The 18737-nt window shown below is 72.5% G+C and carries 21 protein-coding genes; 13 read left to right on the top strand and 8 right to left on the bottom strand.

The window, feature by feature from the left end:
* Positions 1-13 precede the first annotated feature (13 nt).
* Together ACIPSE_RS11710 and ACIPSE_RS11715 are read left to right on the top strand one after the other, a co-directional pair.
* Positions 14-724 (top strand): response regulator transcription factor, encoded by a 711-nt coding sequence (locus tag ACIPSE_RS11710; RefSeq protein WP_401660732.1) that lies wholly within the window; start codon positions 14-16, stop codon positions 722-724.
* A gap of 3 nt (positions 725-727) precedes the next feature.
* Positions 728-1840, top strand: coding sequence for a sensor histidine kinase (locus tag ACIPSE_RS11715; RefSeq protein WP_401660735.1), 1113 nt, complete (start codon positions 728-730; stop codon positions 1838-1840).
* 67 nt (positions 1841-1907) lie between these two features.
* On the opposite strand, the gene ACIPSE_RS11720 is transcribed toward ACIPSE_RS11715, so the two are convergent.
* Positions 1908-2909, bottom strand: a complete 1002-nt coding sequence (locus tag ACIPSE_RS11720; RefSeq protein ID WP_401660738.1) for an NAD-dependent epimerase/dehydratase family protein — start codon at positions 2907-2909, stop codon at positions 1908-1910.
* A gap of 124 nt (positions 2910-3033) precedes the next feature.
* Here ACIPSE_RS11720 and ACIPSE_RS11725 point away from each other — a divergent pair, with 124 nt between their 5' ends.
* Positions 3034-3762 carry a flavodoxin family protein gene (locus ACIPSE_RS11725; protein WP_401660740.1) on the top strand — a complete coding sequence of 243 codons (729 nt, stop codon included), beginning with the start codon at positions 3034-3036 and terminating at the stop codon, positions 3760-3762.
* Positions 3763-3796: 34 nt separating this feature from the next.
* Here ACIPSE_RS11725 and ACIPSE_RS11730 read toward each other — a convergent pair whose 3' ends face one another.
* Positions 3797-4762, bottom strand: a complete 966-nt coding sequence (locus ACIPSE_RS11730) for a YihY/virulence factor BrkB family protein (protein WP_401660743.1) — start codon at positions 4760-4762, stop codon at positions 3797-3799.
* Between the two features lie 208 nt (positions 4763-4970).
* Here ACIPSE_RS11730 and ACIPSE_RS11735 point away from each other — a divergent pair, with 208 nt between their 5' ends.
* The 4 genes from ACIPSE_RS11735 (at position 4971) to ACIPSE_RS11750 (ending at position 8748) form a co-directional block, all read left to right on the top strand.
* Positions 4971-5792 carry a DUF1206 domain-containing protein gene (locus ACIPSE_RS11735; protein ID WP_401660745.1) on the top strand — a complete coding sequence of 274 codons (822 nt, stop codon included), beginning with the start codon at positions 4971-4973 and terminating at the stop codon, positions 5790-5792.
* 3 nt (positions 5793-5795) lie between these two features.
* A complete protein-coding gene (locus ACIPSE_RS11740) occupies positions 5796-6131 on the top strand; it encodes a hypothetical protein (RefSeq protein WP_401660747.1) in 336 nt (111 codons plus the stop codon).
* Positions 6132-6385: 254 nt separating this feature from the next.
* Positions 6386-8206 (top strand): PP2C family protein-serine/threonine phosphatase, encoded by a 1821-nt coding sequence (locus ACIPSE_RS11745; protein ID WP_401660749.1) that lies wholly within the window; start codon positions 6386-6388, stop codon positions 8204-8206.
* Complete coding sequence (locus tag ACIPSE_RS11750) at positions 8203-8748, top strand: response regulator (protein WP_401660752.1); 546 nt, start codon at positions 8203-8205, stop codon at positions 8746-8748. The genes ACIPSE_RS11745 and ACIPSE_RS11750 overlap by 4 nt, the downstream gene beginning before the upstream one ends.
* Here the strand turns inward: ACIPSE_RS11750 and ACIPSE_RS11755 are convergent.
* Positions 8637-11015 (bottom strand): ATP-binding protein, encoded by a 2379-nt coding sequence (locus tag ACIPSE_RS11755; protein ID WP_401660755.1) that lies wholly within the window; start codon positions 11013-11015, stop codon positions 8637-8639. The genes ACIPSE_RS11750 and ACIPSE_RS11755 overlap by 112 nt on opposite strands.
* A gap of 222 nt (positions 11016-11237) precedes the next feature.
* Here ACIPSE_RS11755 and ACIPSE_RS11760 point away from each other — a divergent pair, with 222 nt between their 5' ends.
* Both ACIPSE_RS11760 and ACIPSE_RS11765 read left to right on the top strand, forming a co-directional pair.
* Complete coding sequence (locus ACIPSE_RS11760; RefSeq protein WP_401660757.1) at positions 11238-11594, top strand: PRC-barrel domain containing protein; 357 nt, start codon at positions 11238-11240, stop codon at positions 11592-11594.
* A gap of 25 nt (positions 11595-11619) precedes the next feature.
* Entirely contained in the window at positions 11620-11793 is a 174-nt protein-coding gene (locus ACIPSE_RS11765) for a hypothetical protein (RefSeq protein WP_401660760.1), read from the top strand.
* A gap of 24 nt (positions 11794-11817) precedes the next feature.
* Here the strand turns inward: ACIPSE_RS11765 and ACIPSE_RS11770 are convergent, their stop codons facing one another.
* Both ACIPSE_RS11770 and ACIPSE_RS11775 read right to left on the bottom strand, forming a co-directional pair.
* Positions 11818-12822 carry an SDR family NAD(P)-dependent oxidoreductase gene (locus tag ACIPSE_RS11770; RefSeq protein WP_401660763.1) on the bottom strand — a complete coding sequence of 335 codons (1005 nt, stop codon included), beginning with the start codon at positions 12820-12822 and terminating at the stop codon, positions 11818-11820.
* Between the two features lie 96 nt (positions 12823-12918).
* The gene (locus ACIPSE_RS11775; RefSeq protein WP_401660765.1) at positions 12919-13842 is read right to left on the bottom strand and encodes an alpha/beta hydrolase family protein; all 924 of its coding nucleotides are present in this window, start codon (positions 13840-13842) and stop codon (positions 12919-12921) included.
* A gap of 140 nt (positions 13843-13982) precedes the next feature.
* On the opposite strand from ACIPSE_RS11775, the gene ACIPSE_RS11780 reads away from it, so the two are divergent.
* On the top strand, positions 13983-14603 hold the full coding sequence (locus ACIPSE_RS11780; protein WP_401660767.1) for a TetR/AcrR family transcriptional regulator: 621 nt from the start codon (positions 13983-13985) through the stop codon (positions 14601-14603).
* A 152-nt stretch (positions 14604-14755) separates the two neighbouring features.
* Here ACIPSE_RS11780 and ACIPSE_RS11785 read toward each other — a convergent pair whose 3' ends face one another.
* The 3 genes from ACIPSE_RS11785 to ACIPSE_RS11795 form a co-directional block, all read right to left on the bottom strand.
* On the bottom strand, positions 14756-15034 hold the full coding sequence (locus ACIPSE_RS11785; protein ID WP_401660769.1) for a GlsB/YeaQ/YmgE family stress response membrane protein: 279 nt from the start codon (positions 15032-15034) through the stop codon (positions 14756-14758).
* A 144-nt stretch (positions 15035-15178) separates the two neighbouring features.
* On the bottom strand, positions 15179-16198 hold the full coding sequence (locus tag ACIPSE_RS11790) for a MerR family transcriptional regulator (RefSeq protein ID WP_401660771.1): 1020 nt from the start codon (positions 16196-16198) through the stop codon (positions 15179-15181).
* 127 nt (positions 16199-16325) lie between these two features.
* The gene (locus ACIPSE_RS11795) at positions 16326-16793 is read right to left on the bottom strand and encodes an SRPBCC family protein (RefSeq protein WP_401660774.1); all 468 of its coding nucleotides are present in this window, start codon (positions 16791-16793) and stop codon (positions 16326-16328) included.
* Between the two features lie 236 nt (positions 16794-17029).
* Here ACIPSE_RS11795 and ACIPSE_RS11800 point away from each other — a divergent pair, with 236 nt between their 5' ends.
* From ACIPSE_RS11800 to ACIPSE_RS11810, 3 genes are all read left to right on the top strand, one after another.
* Complete coding sequence (locus ACIPSE_RS11800) at positions 17030-17617, top strand: RNA polymerase sigma factor (protein ID WP_401660776.1); 588 nt, start codon at positions 17030-17032, stop codon at positions 17615-17617.
* A 283-nt stretch (positions 17618-17900) separates the two neighbouring features.
* On the top strand, positions 17901-18296 hold the full coding sequence (locus tag ACIPSE_RS11805) for a DUF6415 family natural product biosynthesis protein (protein WP_401660779.1): 396 nt from the start codon (positions 17901-17903) through the stop codon (positions 18294-18296).
* Entirely contained in the window at positions 18293-18469 is a 177-nt protein-coding gene (locus tag ACIPSE_RS11810) for a hypothetical protein (protein ID WP_401660782.1), read from the top strand. The genes ACIPSE_RS11805 and ACIPSE_RS11810 overlap by 4 nt, the downstream gene beginning before the upstream one ends.
* Positions 18470-18737 lie beyond the last annotated feature (268 nt).

Consider the following 18737-nt stretch of genomic DNA (forward strand, 5'->3'; position numbering starts at 1 on the left):
CGAGGCTGGGGGCATGCAGCAGTCGCACGAGGCCACAGCGCGGACCGGCCGGGTCCTGGTCGTCGACGACGACCCCACCGTCGCGGAGGTCGTCGCCGGATACCTGGACCGGGCCGGCTACACCGTCGACCGGGCCGACGACGGCCCCACGGCCCTGACCCGGGCCGCCGCCCACCGCCCCGACCTGGTGGTGCTGGACCTCATGCTGCCCGGCATGGACGGCCTGGAGGTGTGCCGCCGGATGCGCGCGGACGGACCCGTGCCGGTCATCATGCTCACCGCGCGCGGCGACGAGGACGACCGCATCCTCGGCCTGGAGGTCGGTGCCGACGACTACGTCACCAAGCCCTTCAGCCCTCGCGAACTCGTCCTGCGCGTCGAGTCGGTGCTGCGCCGCACCCGGCCCGCCGCCGGTGCCCGGATGCTCGGCGCCGCCGGTCTGAGCCTTGACCCCACCGCCCGCAGGGCCACCAAGAACGGCGTCGAACTCGCCCTCACCCTGCGCGAGTTCGACCTGCTGGCGTTCTTCCTGCGCCACCCCGGACGGGCGTACGGGCGCGAGGACCTGATGCGGGAGGTGTGGGGCTGGGACTTCGGGGACCTGTCCACCGTCACCGTCCACATCCGCCGCCTGCGCGGCAAGGTCGAGGACGACCCGGCCCGGCCGCTGCTCATCCAGACGGTGTGGGGCGTGGGCTACCGCTTCGAGCCGGGAGGCGAGTGAGACATGAAGGACACCCTGCTCATCGCCCTGTTCGCCTTCCTCGGCGCGGCCACGGCCGGCCTCCTCGGCGCCGGTGTCCTGCGGCTGCTGCGCCGCCGGTCGCTCACCGTGTCGCTGACGGTGGTGGCCGCGGTCGCCGTCACCGCGATGCTGGCCGGCACGCTGGCCGTGGCCCAGGCGATGTTCCTGTCCGGCCATGACCTCAGCGTCGTGACGACGGTCGTCGCGATGGCGGCCGTGGTCTCCCTGGCCACGGCGCTGATACTGGGCCGCTGGGTGGTCGCCCGCAGCCGTGAACTCGCCGTCGCGGCCCGCACGTTCGGCGACGGCGGGGCGTTCGAGGCCCCCGGAGGGCCCGCGACCGCCGAACTGAGGTCGCTCGCCGAGGAGTTGGCCGCCATCAGCGCCAAGCTCGCCGAATCCCGCGACCGTGAACGCGCGTTGGAGACCTCACGGCGCGAACTGGTCGCCTGGATCTCCCACGACCTGCGCACCCCGCTGGCCGGCCTGCGCGCCATGTCCGAGGCGCTGGAGGACGGCGTCGCCACCGACCCCGCCCGCTACCTGAAGCAGATCCGCGCCGAGGTCGAACGCCTCAACGACATGGTCGGCGACCTCTTCGAGCTCTCCCGCATCCACGCCGGCACCCTGCCCCTGTCGTACGCCCGTATCTCGCTGTACGACCTGATCGGCGACGCCCTGGCGGGCGCCGACCCCCTCGCCCGTGAGCACGGCGTCCGGCTGGTCGGCGACCGGGTCGCGGCGATCCCCGTCGAGGTCGACGGCAAGGAGATGAGCCGCGTCCTCGGCAACCTCCTGGTCAACGCGATCCGCCGGACCCCGGCCGACGGCACGGTCGCCGTCGCCGCCGAACGCTCCCCGGAGGGCGTGGTGGTGTCGGTGACCGACGGCTGCGGCGGCATCCCCGAGGAGGACCTGCCCCGCGTCTTCGACACCGGCTGGCGCGGCACGCACGCCCGGACGCCCCCGGCCGGCGCGGGCCTGGGGCTGGCCATCGTCCGCGGGATCGTGGAGGCCCACCACGGGCGGGCCGCCGTGCACAACATCCCGGGCGGCTGCCGCTTCGAGGTGGTGCTGCCCGCCACCGCTTCCTGACACGGGCAGCACCACCGGTCCTGGGGGTGCCGCGAGAGTTCCGCACCGTACCCGGGACGCGCGCCGCCTAGGCCCCGCGCATCCCGGCCCGCGCGAACTCGGTCATGCCCTCCTCGAAGCCGACCCGCGGTTTCCAGCCCAGCTCGGCCCGCAGCCGCGCCGAGTCCGCGGTGACGTGCCGGACGTCGCCCAGCCGGTACTCCCCGGTGACGACGGGCTCGGGACCGCCGGACGCCGAGGCCAGGGCCCGCGCCATCTCGCCGACGGTGTGCGGCTCACCGCTGCCGGTGTTGTACGCCGTCATCACGCCCGCCGGTGCCTCGGCCTCCAGCGCCGCCGCATTGGCGTCGGCCACGTCCCGCACGTGCACGAAGTCCCGCCGCTGCCGCCCGTCCTCGAAGACCCGCGGGGCCTCGCCCCGGGCGAGCGAGGAGCGGAAGAAGGACGCGACACCCGCGTACGGGGTGTCGCGCGGCATCCGCGGCCCGTACACGTTGTGGTAGCGCAGCGACACCGCCGCCCCGCCCGTCACCCTGGCCCAGGCCGCCGCGAGGTGCTCCTGCGCGAGCTTGGTCGTGGCGTACACGTTGCGCGGATCGACGGGGGCGTCCTCGGCGACCAGACCGGGAGCGAGCTCCGCCCCGCACGACGGGCACAGCGGCTCGAACCGGCCCGCGTCGAGATCGGCGGCGGCCCGGGGCCCCGGACGCACCACCCCGTGCACCGGGCACGCGTACCGCCCCTCCCCGTACACCACCATCGACCCGGCCAGCACCAGGCGCCGCACGCCCGCCTCCGCCATCGCGGCGACCAGGACGGCGGTGCCGCCGTCGTTGTGGGAGACGTACTCCGCCGCGTCGGCGACCCCGTTGCCGAGCCCCACCATCGCCGCCTGATGACAGACCGCGTCGACGCCGTCCAGCGCCCGGGCGACCGCCACCGGGTCCCGTACGTCGTCGCCGGGATCCGACCGGACGTCGTACACGACCGGCTCGTGCCCGTGGGCGGTGAGCGCTTCGACGACATGGGACCCGATGAACCCGGCACCGCCGGTGACCAGTACTCGCATACGGCCACGCTAGATCCGGCGCGATGCCGGATCCGGTCACCGGACCGCCACGTCATCACTCCGTAAGACGTCACCGCCGCGCCGCACGGGGACGGAACGGGAAGAACGCGAGACGCTTTTCGTCATGGAGAACACCGGTTCGCCCGCTTCCTTCCGCTTCGACGACCTCACCGCCCTCTTCGTCAACTGCACCCTCAAGCCGTCCCCGCAGCTCAGCCACACCCAGGGACTCATCGACAAGAGCGCGGCGATCATGACGGATCACGGGGTCACCACCTCCGAGATCCGCGCCGTCGACCACGACATCGCCCCCGGCGTGTACCCGGACATGACCGAGCACGGCTTCACGGCGGACGCGTGGCCCGCGCTGTACGAGCGGGTCATGGCCGCCGACATCCTCGTCATCGCCGGACCGATCTGGCTCGGTGACAACAGCTCGGTGACCAAGAGGGTGATCGAGCGGCTCTACGCCTGCTCCGCGCTGCTCAACACGCAGGGCCAGTACGCCTACTACGGCCGGGTCGGAGGCTGTCTCATCACCGGCAACGAGGACGGCGTCAAGCACTGCGCGATGAACGTCCTCTACAGCCTCCAGCACCTCGGCTACACGATCCCGCCCCAGGCCGACGCGGGCTGGATCGGCCCGGCAGGCCCCGGACCCTCGTACCTCGACCCCGGCTCGGGCGGCCCGGAGAACGACTTCACCAATCGCAACACCGCCTTCATGACCTGGAACCTCATGCACCTCGCGGCCCTTCTCAAGCGTTCCGGCGGGGTCCCGGCCCACGGGAACCAGCGCTCCGAGTGGGACGCCGGGTGCCGCCTGGACGCACCGAACCCCGACTATCGCTGAGCCCCGTGGGGATGCCACCGGGCCAGGTACCCCGTCAGGGACCTGGACCCGGGTCGGGGTGGACCGGTGAGGCGATTCCGGCGCGGGCCGCCTCCAGCTGCGCGGCGAAGGCGATGCCGAGGAAGAGCGCCACGGCGGTGAGATTGGCCCAGAGCAGCAGGGCGACGAACGCGGTGAGCGGCCCGTACACGGCGCCGAACGCCCCGCTCTCCTCGACGTACAGGGCGAGGAGCCAGGTGGCCGCCACCCACAGCAGCAGGTGGACGGCGGAGCCGAAGGCCAGCCAGGTGTACCCCGGCTGGTCGCGGCGCGGCGACCAGCGGAAGATCACCGCCGAGGCCACCCAGGCGAGCGCGAGCCCCACCGGGATGTCGAGCACGCCCCACCAGCGCGGCCCGCCGTCCTGGTCCCCGGCGACCCTCGCCACCGCGTCACCGACCGCCTCACCGGCGACGAGGACGACGAAGCCGAGCACCAGGGGCAGTCCGGCGGCCACGGCCAGGACGAGCGCCCGGGCGTACTTGCGGGGGAAGGGACGGTCACGCTCGATGCCGTAGATACGGTTCGCGCCGCGCTCTATCTGCCCCATGGCGGAGGCGAGGTTCAGCAGGGCGAAGCCGAGGCCCAGCCAGAGGGCGAGGGTGCTCCACACGTCGCCGTGAGCGGTGCGTCGGGTGCCGTCGAAGGCGTCCTCGACGACGTCGGCGCTCGCGCCAGGAACGATCCGCCCGAGGGTGAGTTCGATGACCCTGGCGACGCCCTCGGTGTGCACGGAGGTGGCCAGACCGACCAGGGCGACCGTGCACGGAACCAGCCCGACCACCACCTGGAAGGCGAGGGCGCGGGCGTTGGTGAACCCGTCGGCGTACCGGAACCGGGTGACGGAGTCGGCCAGCAGCCTTGTCCCGCCGTAGTGGCGCAAGGCGGTGAAGGCCTCGTCTCCGGAGAGTTCCTCCCCGATCATGTCCCGGGTCTGGGGGACGTGGACGACGGTTCCCATGGCGGGCACCCTCCCTGTACGCCGACGGCTGTCCAGTTGCTGGTGCCCCAGCCGCCCGCAGGTACGACCTCGGCGACCTCACGACGGTACTGATCGTCCGCGCATCGTGATCTTCGACGTCCAGGAGTATCTGCGCACACAAAGGCGTGGCACCGGCACGCGGGGGCATCCGGAGGGCTCAGGTCGTAGAGCTTGGCGGGAGGCCAGGATGAACTCCACTGCCGTTGCCGGCGCCGGACGGCGCGCGGCGCACGGGACGCTGCGAGAGGGCGCGGCACGGGCGGGGCTGACCGCGCGCGGTGTCATCTATCTGCTCGTCGGTCTGCTCGCCCTGCGGATCGCCTTCGGTGACGGAGGGCAGCAGGCCGACCGGGGCGGTGCCCTGGAGGTTCTCGCGGACCAGCCGTTCGGGTCCGTGCTGCTGTGGGCGCTGGGCATAGGCCTCGTCGGGATGGCGCTGTGGCGGCTGTCCGAGGCCCTGTTCGGCGCCGCCGGGGCCGACGGCGGCAAGGCGACCAAGCGTCTTGCCGCTGCGGGCCGCTTCGTCTTCTATTCGTTCGTCGCGTACTCCGTGCTGTCGTTCGCGGCGGGTTCGGGCGGCGGCGGATCGAGCGACGAGCAGTCCCGGGACGTCACAGCCAAGGCGCTGGACCTGCCGGGCGGCCGTTGGATCGTGGGCGCGGCCGCGATCGGCATCGTCATCGCCGGTGTCTGGATCGGCGTCCGCGCGGTCATGCGGAAGTACCGCAAGAAGCTGAAGACCGGTGAGATGGCGCCTTGGGCGCGGCGGCTGACCGACATCACCGGGGTCGCGGGCGGCGCGGCGCGCGGCGCGGTCTTCGCCGCGGCGGGCGCCTTCGCCATCCGTGCCGCCGTCGACTACGAACCCGACAAGGCGAAGGGCATGGACGACACCCTGCGCTCCTTCGCGGACTCCCCGCTCGGCCCCTGGCTGCTGGTGCTCGTCGCCATCGGCCTGGCGCTGTTCGGCGTCTTCTCCTTCGCCCTGGCCCGCTGGCGCAAGGTCTGACGTGTGACCGCCCGAAGGACGCCGGACCCGGTGGTCCCGTCACCCGATCCGGTGTCGACACCGGCAAACGGTGCCAGGCCGGCCGCGACCGCCGCCGACGCCAAGGCGGCGGACACCGCGGAGAGGAAGACCCAGGCCGAGGAGTTCATCGCCTGTGTCGAGAAGAACGGCACCGCCACCGAGAAGAGCGCCGTCGAGCACGTCACCAAGGTCACGGGCGCGGACAGGCGCAACGACATCCTCGACAGCGCCGAGGTCTTCACCGACTACACGGGCGGCTTCGCCGGCCCGGACCAGGGCGAGGCCAAGCTGATCGCGTCCGCGTTCACCTCCTGCTAGGAGTCCGACAATGGGCTGGTGACCGTGTACGGCGAGGACGGCGAGATGATGGCCACCGCCAACTTCTAGCCGAGTCGGCCCTCGGGCGGAGCCGCGCCCTGCCTGCGACGCCCTCCGCCGTGTCCGTGATCTCGAACGCGAGGGGCATGCTTGCCGTGCGGACGGGTACTGTCCGGTGCGGTAGGGGCCGGGTTGTCGGGGTGCGGACCGAGGCCGGTCGGTATGTCCGTACGGCCCGGCGATGGAGGAGTTCTGTGGGTGCGCGTGCGGAACGACCGTTGCCCAAGGGCCGTCAGGAGTGGTGGAAGACCCTCCACGGTCTGTGGCGCGCGGCCGTGGAGGAGGACCGCGACGTCACCGGGATCGCGTCACTCGTCTACGAGGCGCTGATCGCACTGCCGGGTGTGACGGGCGTGGTCGGAGCACGCTGGGACGCCTGCGGAGTGCGCTACGTGCGCAGGATGCGCCCCGGCGCGCGGAGCCCCGAGACATGGATGCCGTCGATGGGGGAGTGGCCCGCCGGTGAATCCCCCGCGGTCTTCGCGACCCTCGTCGACGGCATCGGCCTCGGCCTGCACGACCTGGGTCCTGAGGACCGTGGCGGACACGACCCCGGCCTCCGCGACACCGTCTCCCCGCAAGCCGCCCCCGCCGCCGGCTTCCTGCGCGAGACGCGGGCCGGCTGGAGCCTGTCCTGTGTCTTCCCGCTCGCCGTCGGCGACAGCGCGGGGCTCTGGCTGGGCCTCCGTCAGGAGCCCGGTGAGGAGGAGCGGCAGGTGCTGAGCGACCAGCTCACCCAGGTCGCGGAGGTGCTCGCCGCCAGCAACCTGCGCATCCTGCAAGGCCGGAGCGAGCGCAGACGGCAGATCCGGGACGCCTTCCTCGCGGAGGCCTCGCTCCAGATGGACACCAGTCTCGACGCCGCCGAGACGCTGCACCGGATCGCCCGGCTGGCCGTACCCGCGGTGGCGGAGGGCTGCCTGGTCCACCTCCTCGAAGCCGACGGCGACCTGGGCCTCGTGGCCGTGGCCCACGTGGGCGCCGCCGCCCAGACATGGCTGACGGACGTGTCCCGCACCGAATGGGTGCGAAACGCCGTACGCGAGGGCACCGCGAGCCGCGAGAGCCTGATCCTCGGGATGCCCGAACTGGCCGACGGCCCCTTCGCCGCCGACGGGACGCATCCCGGCGGCGCCGTACGGTCGCTCAGCATCAGCCCGCTGCGCGCCCGTGGCCGTACGCTCGGTGCGCTCACGTTCCTGTACCGGCAGGACGAGACCGAGGCGATCGACCTGGTGATGCTCGGCGATCTGGCCGGCCGCGCGGCGCTGGCCATCGACACCACCACCCTGTACGAGCAGCGGCGCCGCGATGTGCAGTCGTTGCAGCGGCACCTGCTGCCCAGGGAACTGCCACGACCGGCGGGGCTGGAACTGAGCGCCGCCTACCAGGTCGCCGACCCCAGCCTGGACGTGGGCGGCGACTTCTACGACGTCGTCACGACCGCGGACCGTGTCGCCCTGTTCATCGGCGACGTGTGCGGACGAGGCGCCGAGGCCGCCGCCTACACGGCCCTGGCCCGGTTCACCCTCCGCACGCTGCTGGAGGACGGAACGGGACCGGCCGACGCGCTGTCCCGGATCAACACCCTGCTGCTGCGGGAGGGCGGCGCACGGTTCGTCACCGCGCTCATCGTGATCCTCACACCGGTGGACGGCGGCTGGGAGGCCGAGGTCGCGGGAGCGGGCCACCCCTGGCCGCTGGTACGACGGGACGACGCGTCCGTGGTCGAGATCCCGGCCCAGGGCCCGCTGCTCGGCGTGCTGCCCGAGCCGCGGTTCACCTCGACGCGGACCCGCATCGGTGCGGGGGAGGCGCTGGTGCTCTTCACCGACGGCCTGCTGGAGGCGAGATCGGCGGACGGTACGCACTTCGAGGTCCATGTCGCCGACGCCGTGGCGAAAACGGCCGCATCCGGGGAGGGCGCCGCCGCGGAACTGGTACAGGCGGCCTCCGCTTTCCGGTCCAGGGGAGACGACGACACGGCCGTTCTGATCGCGAAGGTCGAGGGATGAACGTGGCACAGGACAGCCCGCCGCTGAAGCGGGTCGACAGGGGCCGGCTGCTGGTCGTGGAGGACTCGGCCGAGGACGCGGAAGCCGTCGAACGGGCCCTGTCACGCAGCCACCCGCTGCTGCGCCTGGAGTTCGTCACCCACGGCCGCGGACTGGTCGACCGGCTCCTGGAGGCCGCCGACGTCCCGGGGATCATCCTGCTCGACCTCAACATGGCCGGGCTGAGCGGCCACGCGGTCCTGGGACAGATCCGGGCGAGGACGGAACTGGACGGGGTGGCCGTCGTGGTCTTCACGTCGTCCACCGCGCCCGCCGAGGTCGAGTCCTGCTACGACGCGGGCGCGGACAGCTACATCTACAAGCCCCTCAACTTCGAGCTGTTCCAGACCGTCCTGAAGGGGGCGGTGGACTACTGGCAGCAGAACCGGCGTCAGCCCTCGGCGGCCGAGGAGCCCGGGACGTCCGGAGTATCCGGGGCGTCGGAGGTGTCCCGCGCGGCCGGGGCGGCGGAGGCGGGGCCGGCCGGCCCGAGCGTCAGATAGAACGCCGAGCCCGAACCGGGCTCGCTCAGCAGCCACAACAGCCCGTCGTGCTGATCCACGATGCGCTTGACCACGGCGAGACCCACACCGGTCCCGCCCCCGTGCTCGCCGGGGCCGTGCAGCCGGCGGAAGAGCTCGAACACCTCCGCCTGGCGCTCCCCGGGAATCCCGATGCCGTTGTCCCGGACGACCAGCGCGGTGACGGCCGAGTCCGACCCGGGCGGAACGGCGTCCTCCATGGCGATCTGTACCCGGCGGTCCCGCCGGTCGTCCGCGTACTTCGCGGCGTTGACCAGCAGGTTCACCAGAATCTCGTACAGGCGTTCGCGGTCTGCCCAGATTCGGGGGAGGGCGGGCGGACGGACGACGGCCACCCCGTTCTCCGCGAGCCGGGGACCGGCGACCTCCAGGGCGGCGTCCAGCACCTCGTCCAGGTCGAGGTGGTCGCGCCGCAGACCGGCGCGGCCCATCCGGGAGTAGTGCAGGAGCGAGTTGAGCAGGTCGTCCATGCGGGCCGCGAGCCTGCGGATGGTCTCCAGGCGCCGCACGCTCGTACCGTCCAGGGCTTCGCCGGCGTCCTCCAGAACGAACGTCGCCGTGTTCGCGATGCCCCGCAGCGGCTCCTTGAGGTCGTGCGCGGTCACATGGGCGAAGGAGTCCAGATCGAGGTTGGTCCGGCGCAGTTCCGCGTTGAGACGGCTCAGCGCGTCGGCGTGCCGCAGGACGAGGCCGGTCAGCAGCCGGCGCATCTCCACCGCTCCCGCCTCGTCCTTCGCCGTCCACGGAGTGCTCCGGCCGCGCATGGTCGAGCGGAACACGGCTCCCGAGCCACGAGGGGTCAGCCGCTCCCCGCGCGGTCCCACCAGCACCGGCCGCGCGGGGTCGGCCGCCCACTGCCGGGGCATGGGACGCTCCCCGCGCACCCAGGCCAGACAGTCCCCGTCACCGCCCAGGGGCACGAGCAGCACACCGGCGACCCCGTCTGCGGACGCGGGATCCTCGCCCCGCTCCGCGAGCACCTCGGGCAGCCGGTCGGTCGACCACGACTCCTCCCGGTCGCCCTCCCGCGCGCACCGCACGAGCGAGGCGGCAAGGGCCCGTGACACCGCCAGGCCCGCCGAGAGGACCCGGCCGCCCCGCACCAGCACCAGCCCGTCGGCATCGAGCAGGTCGCGCAGGGCCCGCTCGTTGCGCATGATCGAGGAACCGGTGTCCGCGTCCAGCAGCTCGGCGATCTCGCCGGCGTCCCGTACCGCCTGTTCGAGCGCGTCGGCGCGCTCACGCTCCTCGATGGCGGCGAGCTGCATCGAGAACGCGGACCCGAACAGCTCGCATGCCGAACGCACCGCGGCGGGCAGGGGGGCGGGCCGCGCGCCATGGCACGCGATGAGGCCCCACAGACGTCCCTCCCGCAGCAGTGACACGGACATGGAGGAGCGGACGCCGATGTTGCGCAGATACTCCAGGTGGAACTCCGACACCGTGCGCAGCACGGCCTGGGACAGATCCAGCGGACGTTCCCCGCCCTCGATCAGGGCGGGCCGCAACCGCACCGTGGGATCGTCGACGTCGGCGATCACCCGGATCCAGTTCTCCTCGTACAGCCGTCTGGCCTGCGGTGGGATGTCGGTGGCGGGGAACCACAGCCCCAGCCACGGCTCCCAGCCGTCGGCGACCTGTTCGGAGACGACCTCGCCGGGCCCGTCGTGGCCGTCGAAGCGGTAGGCGACCACCCGGTCGAAACCGGTCAGGGCGCTCACCTCGGCCACCGCGGCCTGGCAGCACTCCCGTACGGTGCGCGCGCCGCGCAGCCTGGCCAGCGCGTGTCCGACCCGCTGGTAGAAGCGGGCGTCGGCGATCCCGTCGTCCCGCTGGGGCTCGAACTCGACCAGGAGGAGCCCGTCGCCGCCGCGGTGCGCCGTCACGTCGAACGTGCCTCCCGCACCCCCGCCGGTGACGACACGCAGGGCGACGGCCGACGCCTGGTCCTCGCCCGCCGCGGCCCGCAGTTCGTCCCAGTCCTCGGTGCTCAGGACATCGGTGACGGGCCGCCCCAGCAGGGCGTCGGCCTCCTGGCCCAGCACGGTGCCGGTGTTGCCCGCGGCGGCGCTGACGCGGCCCGTCGCCGGATCCACCGCCAGGAGAGTGCCGTACGACTGGATTCCGCCGAGCAGATGGATCGGCTCCCGCACACAGACGGTGAGGTCGAAGCCGCCGTCGACGGCGGCCTCGGCGGACCGGGCCTTCTGCGAGAGCCAGTCGTCCACGGAGCGGGGTCCTTTCAGCGGGCACACGAGCGGGCGTACGAGCGGGCACCCGGCGGTTCATGGACCGGCAGCACGCCTCGGCGGGCCCCCGCACCTGACCGTCGTTCAGGATAACGACCTTGGGCGGATGCCCCCGTGCGGCGTCTCCGGCCTGGCCGCTCGCGCCCGCGGACGGTGACATCAGTTCTCCCGACGCGGGTACCCGGGCACAGGAGGTGGACGATGTTCCAGGCCGGTGACATCCGTGAATGGCGCGCGCACGACGTGGTGGACCCACAGGGACGCAGGATCGGTTCCCTGGAGGCGATCTACGTGGACACCGCCACCGACGAGCCCTGCTTCGCCACGGTGCTGACGGGCCTTCCCACACGCCGCCGGCTGACGTTCGTCCCGCTGGCCGGCGCGACCGTCGGGCCCGGCTACCTTCGGGTCGCCCACGAGAAGGACCTGGTCAAACGGGCTCCGGCGATCGACACCGATGGCGAACTGCCCGCCAAGGACGAACCGGAGATCTTCGCCCACTACGACATCGCCTACTCACCCGGATCCGACGGCGAGCGCCGGCTCGCCCGCCGCTGACCCCACCACGCCGCCGGGAGCCTTGATGAGCATCTTCCTGTTTTTCGTCCTGGTCGCCCTTGTCCTGGGAATCATCGGGTTCGCCGCGCAAGGGCTGTTCTACCTGCTGATCATCGGAGCGGTCGTGCTCCTCGCGGACCTCGCGTACGCCGTCATGCGGTTCCGGCGCGGCGGGCGGAGGCATCGTGTCGCACGGTGACAGGGCGGCAGCCTGCGAGGGGCCTCAAACGGTGCCGCGCGGTCGGGAACCGTCCCAGCGCAGCAACCGCTCCGTGAGGTCCCAGAGCCGGCGCGCGTCCTCGGTGTCGAGCATCGCCGAGTTGGCCTCGGCCGGAATGCTGTGTGCCGTCACCGGGCGCGGCCGGTCGTCGAGCACGGCGACGTCGTTGTCCTTGAGGTAGACCCCGCCGACACCGTCCAGCAGCGGACTCGCCGCGCCGAACACGACCGTGGCGGCGCCCTGCTCGACGGTCTTCTTGCCTGCCCCGGGGTCGATGACCGTCGCGCCCTGTTCGTCGACGAGCCCCTGGGCGCGGTAGGACGCCACCTCCTGCGGCGCGTGCGGGCCAGGTCCGACGACGACTCCGGGGTGAGCGGCGTAGGCCCGGATGCCCGCCGGGGAGAAGCGGCGGTCGAGTTCGACGGTGAACAGGACGTTCGCCCGTTTGGACTGCGCGTACGCGGCCATGGGGTCGTATCCGGCCGCGAAGGCGAGATCGTCCCAGCGGATCCCGCCGAACCGGGCGGCGCCGGAGGTCACGGTGACCACCCGCGCACCGCCCGCGGCGCGCAGGGCCGGGAGCAGGGCCTGCGTGAGGTGGAAGTGGCCGAGGTGAGAGGTGGAGAACGCGAGTTCGTTGCCGCGGTCGTCGAGTCGGAGTCGCGGTCCGAACAACACCGCCGCGTTGTTCACCAGCATGTGCAGTGCTCGCCCGGACTCGGTCCACCGGGCGGCGAACGCCTCGATCGACGCCGGGTCGGTGAGGTCCAGTTCCTCGACGCGTGCGCCGGGAATGCCATCGAGGGCCGCGGCGGCCCGTGCGGGGTTCCGGGCCGCCACGGTGACGGAGGCGCCCGCTGCCGCGAGCGCGCGGGTGACTTCGCGGCCGATCCGGCTGTGCCCGCCGGTGACGATCGCCTGGCGTCCGCCGAGGTCGACGCCGTCGAGGACGTCTGCGGCCGTGGACGCGGCGGTGAACGGGCTGGGAAGGGGAATCTGGTGTTTCACGGTCTTCCTTCTCGCTTCGGACGGGGTGGGCGTGGGGGATCCGCCGGCGTCGGCCGGGACGCCTACCGCGTGCTCGCCGCCGACCGGCGCGTGCGGTCACTTGGAGTCGATGCGGCCGACCGGATCGTGGGCGGTCGAGGCCACCTCGGCCCACGCGGCATGGTCGATGCCGAGCGCCTTCAGCAGGAAAGCCGTCGTGGTGCGGCGTACCAGGTCGACGCGTTGCGGGCTCTCGTCGGTGGTGGCGGTCGACATGTAGTCCTGGATGCCGCCGAGCGTGTGTTCACCGCCGTACAGAGTGACGAGGTGCCGGGCGCCGGGGCTGTGGTGGTAGACGTCGGTGAACCAGGTCGGGCCCCGGGTCGACAGTGCCGACTGGTCCCGGTCCCCGGCGACGACGATCGATGGCGTGGCGAGCCCGGAGAAGTCCGGGCTCATGAACGGGAAGTGCTCCTGCGCGAAGGGGGTCAGGTCCCCTCGGGAGAGTCCCGTGGTGGACAGCAGGACTCCCGCCTTGACGCGCTTGTCGGTCCGGTCCTCGCCGGGTCGGCCGTCGGCGCCGAGGACGCGGGCCCCGAGCAGCATGCCGACCGACTGGCCGCCCCAGGAGTGACCGGCCACGGCCAGCCGATCGGTGTCGACGCGTCCGGGCAGGCCGGGAACCGCCGCGATGACGGTGTCCAGCTCCTCGATGACGCGTTCGAGATCGTCGACGCGGGTGCGCCAGATCACCGGGTGGCGGGGATCTGCCGGTGTCAGCGCCAGGGCGGCGGAGTCCAGGAAGGTCGGCTGGACGACGACGAACCCGTGGGCCGTCCAGTGATCCACGAGCGGGTCGCCCGCGGCCATGGACTGTGCGAAGCCGTGGGCGAAGACGATCACGGGTAGATCCGTGCCCTCGGTCGGTGCCGTGATCCGGACCTGGAGGTCGTCACCGCGCAGGGGTGCGGCGAGGGTCACCGGTCGCACGCTGATGACCTGCGGCGATGTGCTGTCGGGGTGGAGTTCGGTGGATGGCATGGAGCCCTCTCGGAGGTGGCGCGGGGGAGGCCCACGCGAAAACGGAACAACGCTCCGCGAGAATACGGAACGCCGATCCGTTTTGCAACGTGAAGTGGAACCTCGTTCCGCGCGGTCGGGGGGCATGCGAAAATCGGCGGATGAGCACAGCCACACCCTCACCGCGGCGCCGACGGCCGGACGTGGAGCGCAACGAGCGCGCTCTCCTCGACGCCGCCGCGGCCGTGTTCGCCTCCTCGGGGGTGGACGCGCCGGTCCGTGAAGTCGCGTCGGCCGCGGGGGTCGGGGTGGGGACCCTCTACCGCCACTTCCCGACCCGTTCTGACCTCGTCGTCGCGGTGTACCGCCACCAGATCGACTCCTGCGCCGAGGCGGGACCCGCCCTGCTCGAGTCGGCACCGACCCCGTTCGCGGCCGTCCTGAGCTGGGCCCATCTCTTCGTCGACTTCCTCGGGACCAAGCACGGCCTCGCCCGGGTGTGGGAAGGCGACACGGCCGGCTTCACCGCGCTGCACACCCTGTTCATCGAACGGCTCGTGCCCGTGCTGGCGGAGATGCTGGACGAGGCCCGGGAGGCAGGCGAGGTGGTCGCCCCGACCACGGCGTACCAGCTCATCCGTGCGGTCGGGGACCTCGTGGCCTGGGCCCCGCAGGACCCGGACTACGACGTGCGGCACAGCGTGACGCTCCTCGTCAGCGGGCTGCGGCAGGAGCAGCCCACGACCTGGCGGCCGACAGGCGCCGAGGCCGACTCGGCCTGACCTCGCCCGGCGACCCCGTTGCCTTTCGGCCCGTTGCCTCTCGGCCCCGATGCCCGAGGCGGACGAACAGGTCCCGCACATGCCGACGGCTCCCGTCCTGTGGAACAGGGGGAGCCGTCGCGGCGGGCGTGAGGGCTTTCGCCGACAGTCCGTCAGGCGTGCCGGTGCGAGTGCCGGTTGCCGGTGAAGACCCGGTAGAGGAGCAGCAGGATCAGCGAGCCCACGATCGCCGCGATCCAGGTGGAGAGATCGAAGAACCCGTCGATGGAGTCGACGCCGAAGATCACCTTGCCGAGCCAGCCGCCGAGCAGGCCGCCCACGATGCCGATGAGCATGGTGACGATGATGCCGCCGGGGTCCTTGCCCGGCATCAGAAGCTTGGCGATGGCGCCGGCGAGCAGTCCGATGACGATCCACGCGATGATGCCCATGATGTGTCTCCGCTTCCTCCGACAAAGGCTGTGTCAGCTCTCCGTGTGCGCCGAAAGAGCTTGATCAAACCTCGCAATCGGAGGTCCGTGCGCGCCACTTGGGCGCAGGACGGCGAAACGCCCCCGCCGGGCGTACCCCGTGCGTCACGCGCCCCGGGAGTCCCTGCACTCCACCGCGTCGAGCAGCACCAGGGCCTCGTGCAGGCCGTGCGGGCGCAGCAGGTCCGGGCGCGACGCGCGGCCCCATCCGGGCCCCGTGAGCAGGACCTTGCTGCGCGTACGGGCGCCGCTGACGCCCCAGCGGGTGGCGGACACGTGCTGGACCAGCTCCATGGCCGCCGTCGACGAGGACTGCGACCACAGGACCACCGCGCTCGGCCCGACGCGCTGCACCGCGGCCAGCAGCGCCTCCGCCGGGACCGCGCCGCCCAGCATCAGCGTGACGGCGCCACGCTCCGCGAGCGCGGCGTTCAGCGCCTCCAGCGGCAGCGTGTGCTGCTCCCCGGGCGCGCAGGCGAGGATGACGGGCGCCGAGGACGCGGACGTACGGTCGGCCGCGGCACGCACGTAGACGTGCCGGATCGTCGCGGAGATGTGCCACGACAGCAGGTGCTCGACCTCGACATAGCGTTCGCCGGCCGACTGCCACTTGCGTCCGACGGCCTGGAGGGCGGGCGCCAGGATCTCCTCCCACGCGACGACCAGCCCGTGGGTGCGGACCGCCGACATGAGCTGTTCCTGGACGGCCGCGGCGTCCAGCCGTACGGCGGCGCGCGCCAGGCCCTTGCACTCCTGCCGCACGTTCCCGAGCGGCAGACCGCTGCCCGAGCGAGAGGCGTACGGGGAGCCGGAGCCGTCGTCGACGGCGGCGGGGGCCGGGGGATGTGCGGAGTCCTGGGGGGTGAGGCTCTTGGCGGCACGCGCGGCCTCACCGGGGGGAATGCCGGCGGCGGTGAGCCGGCACATCTCCAGGACCATGGCGACGTCGTCGGGCGTCCACCGGCGGTGGCGACCCTCGGTCCGGGCCGCCGGGCCGAGGCCGTAGCGGCGGTCCCACGAACGCAGCGTCGTGGGCGAGACGCCCAGACGTCTGGCGAGCGAGCCGGTCGTCACCCCTGTCTCCGCGGGAACGTCGGCGGGAACGTCCGTTGGAATGGCGGGCATGTCGGCGGGACTCTCCGAGCGAATCCCTGTGGGCGCTCCACTCACGTCCATGGGCATGTCCTGACGCACAGGTTCGGGCGGGCGTGGGTGCGTGCCGCCCGTGGCATGAGGGGTGTCCTGGCGTGGTTCACAGCGTGCCGCCGTCCCCCGTCGGCGGGTCGCCCAGGGCGTGGTCGACGGCGCGGGGCAGCTGTCCGCTCACCTCGTCGCCGAGCCGCTCGAACTCCCGCTTCAGGAGGGGAGCGGCCAGCCGGGCGAGCCCCGCGAACTCGATCCTGGCCTTGTAGGTGACCCGGGTCCGTCCGCCCTCCTGCGTGAACCGCAGGTCGTCGGTGGAGGTGGCCGTCCTGTTCCGGCCGACGAAGACGAGGTGGTCGGGGTCCAGGCGGGTCAGCCGGTAGCGCAGTTCGGTACGGCGGCCACGGAAGACGGAGACGTTGCGCCACTCGGAACCCACGGACAGGGGGCCGTCGTCGAGCCGGTCGCACGTGACGGTGCCGGGGTCCCACATCTCCGTGTTCCCGAAGTCGGAGAGGAACCCCACGACGTCGGTCAACGCGTGATCCAGGGTGATGACGCGCTCGACTTCGATCACAAAGGCCTCCTGTTCGGTCCTGCTCCTGCTCGTTCCGGCATGGTCAGTTCCTTGTTCGGACGCTTGACGGATGCACGAACAGGCCGTGACCCGAGTCCGACGGCCGGGGCCCGGAGCGCAGGAGAACGGGTAATTCGATGCAGATGCGATGCGAGTTGTCCAGGTTGCATTGATTCCGCACTGTGGTGAGGCAGCCGTCGCTCCCGGCGACCGCGAGGCCCGGCGGAGGAGACACCATGACGACCGCACAGCGCACCGGCGTGGACATCGATGACAGCGAGCTGGTGGACAGGTTCCTCGGCGGGGACGAGGCCTCCCTGGCGGCCGTCTACGAGCGGTGGGGCCCGCTCGTGCACGCTCTCGCCCGGCGGTCGCTGGGGGACGAGCGGGAGGCGGAGGACGTCACCCAGGTCGTCTTCCTCGCCGCGTGGCGCGGCCGGGCCGGGTACGCCCCGGAGCGCGGCAACCTGCCCGGGTGGCTCACGGGCATCGCCCGCCGGAAGATCGCCGACGCGCTCGCGGCCCGGACCCGCCGCGCGGAACTGGTCGCCGCGGCGGGCGCACAGCTCATGCTGAGGGTCTCCGACGAGGCCGTACGGCCCGAGGCCGCCATCGACCGCGTCATGCTCGCGGACGAGATGTCACAGCTCCCGGCACCGCAGCGCCGTGTCCTCAACCTCTCCTTCTACGACGACCTCACCCAGACCCAGATCGCCGAGCTCACCGGCTGGCCCCTGGGCACGGTCAAGAGCCACGCCCGCCGGGGCCTGCGTCGCCTGGCCTGCCGTCTGGGCGAGGACAAGCCTGTCGCGTGCGCCGCGTGACGTCGAGGTCCGGTGCGACGCGGTCGACGGGCCGATCCGTCGGTGCGACGCGATCGGAAGACCGTCCGGCTCCGGCGCGGGACCTCCGGGCGAGTCGGTTCAGCCGCTTCGTGGTTCCGCGCGCGACCACTTTCGGATCGTTGTTCTTTTCCTGCATCTGGACGGCCCGCTCGACCGGAAGAGTCCGCAGGAGCGTCCGTCCGGAAGTCCGATGCTTCACGGGGAACGGAAAGCTGCTGTGAGAACGGATCCAGAGGACGACGATCAGGCGGGAGGCGCTGCGATGGGCGGACGGGGCGACAACGGCACCGCTCCGGGCGGCAGTACGGCCCAGGTCGACGCCGACACGATCCGGCGGACCTACGACGTGGTGCTGTGGGCGTGGGACACCCTGCCGGCCGATGACCGCGAGCAGTGCGAGGCGCTGCTCGTGGGGCACGTGGGTCTGCTCATGGGCGAGGTCGACGCGCTCGTGCCGAGGATGGGCGAGGAGTACCGGCACACGGCCGAGCACGTCCTCAACCGGTCGCGGCGGGCCCTGACCCGCACCACGCTGATCACCGCCAAGGAACGTGCCGCGCACGTCGGCGACCTGGCCACGCTGTGCCGGGCCCTGCTCAGCCTCCATCAGCGTCCCGGACCGCTCCTCGGTCCGGCGGCCAGGGACGGCGCGTCATGACCGGCTCGCCCCTCACGCCGGAGGGCCTGGAGGGCAGGCTGGACCGGAGTGCCGGTGATCCGGTCAAAGCCCTGCGCACCCTGCCCGGTTGGGGTCCGGCGATGCAGGCCGTGCTCCTGGTCCTCGCCACCGGGTCTCTGATCGCCGCGCTCCTCTACGCCCTCACCACCTAGGCCTGTCCCGCCTGCTGACCGGCACCGCGCGCGCCGGCCTCCTCCGCAGCGAGGCGGGACCCCCCGCGCCGCCCCCACCGACCACGGCGGGGGCGGCGCCCATGAGGCGTCCTGTGCGGTCGGCCATGAAGCGTCCTGCGCGGTCGCCCGAATGAGGCGTCCCGTGCGGTCGGCCATGAGGCGTCCCGGGCGGTTGCGGGGCGACCTCGAAGTTCATTCGCCCGTACGGCTGTTGTCCCATCAAGGCTCGATAGCGCATGGATCGGCC

This window comes from Streptomyces sp. NPDC090106, assembly GCF_044747265.1.
In the GTDB taxonomy this organism is placed as follows: domain Bacteria; phylum Actinomycetota; class Actinomycetes; order Streptomycetales; family Streptomycetaceae; genus Streptomyces.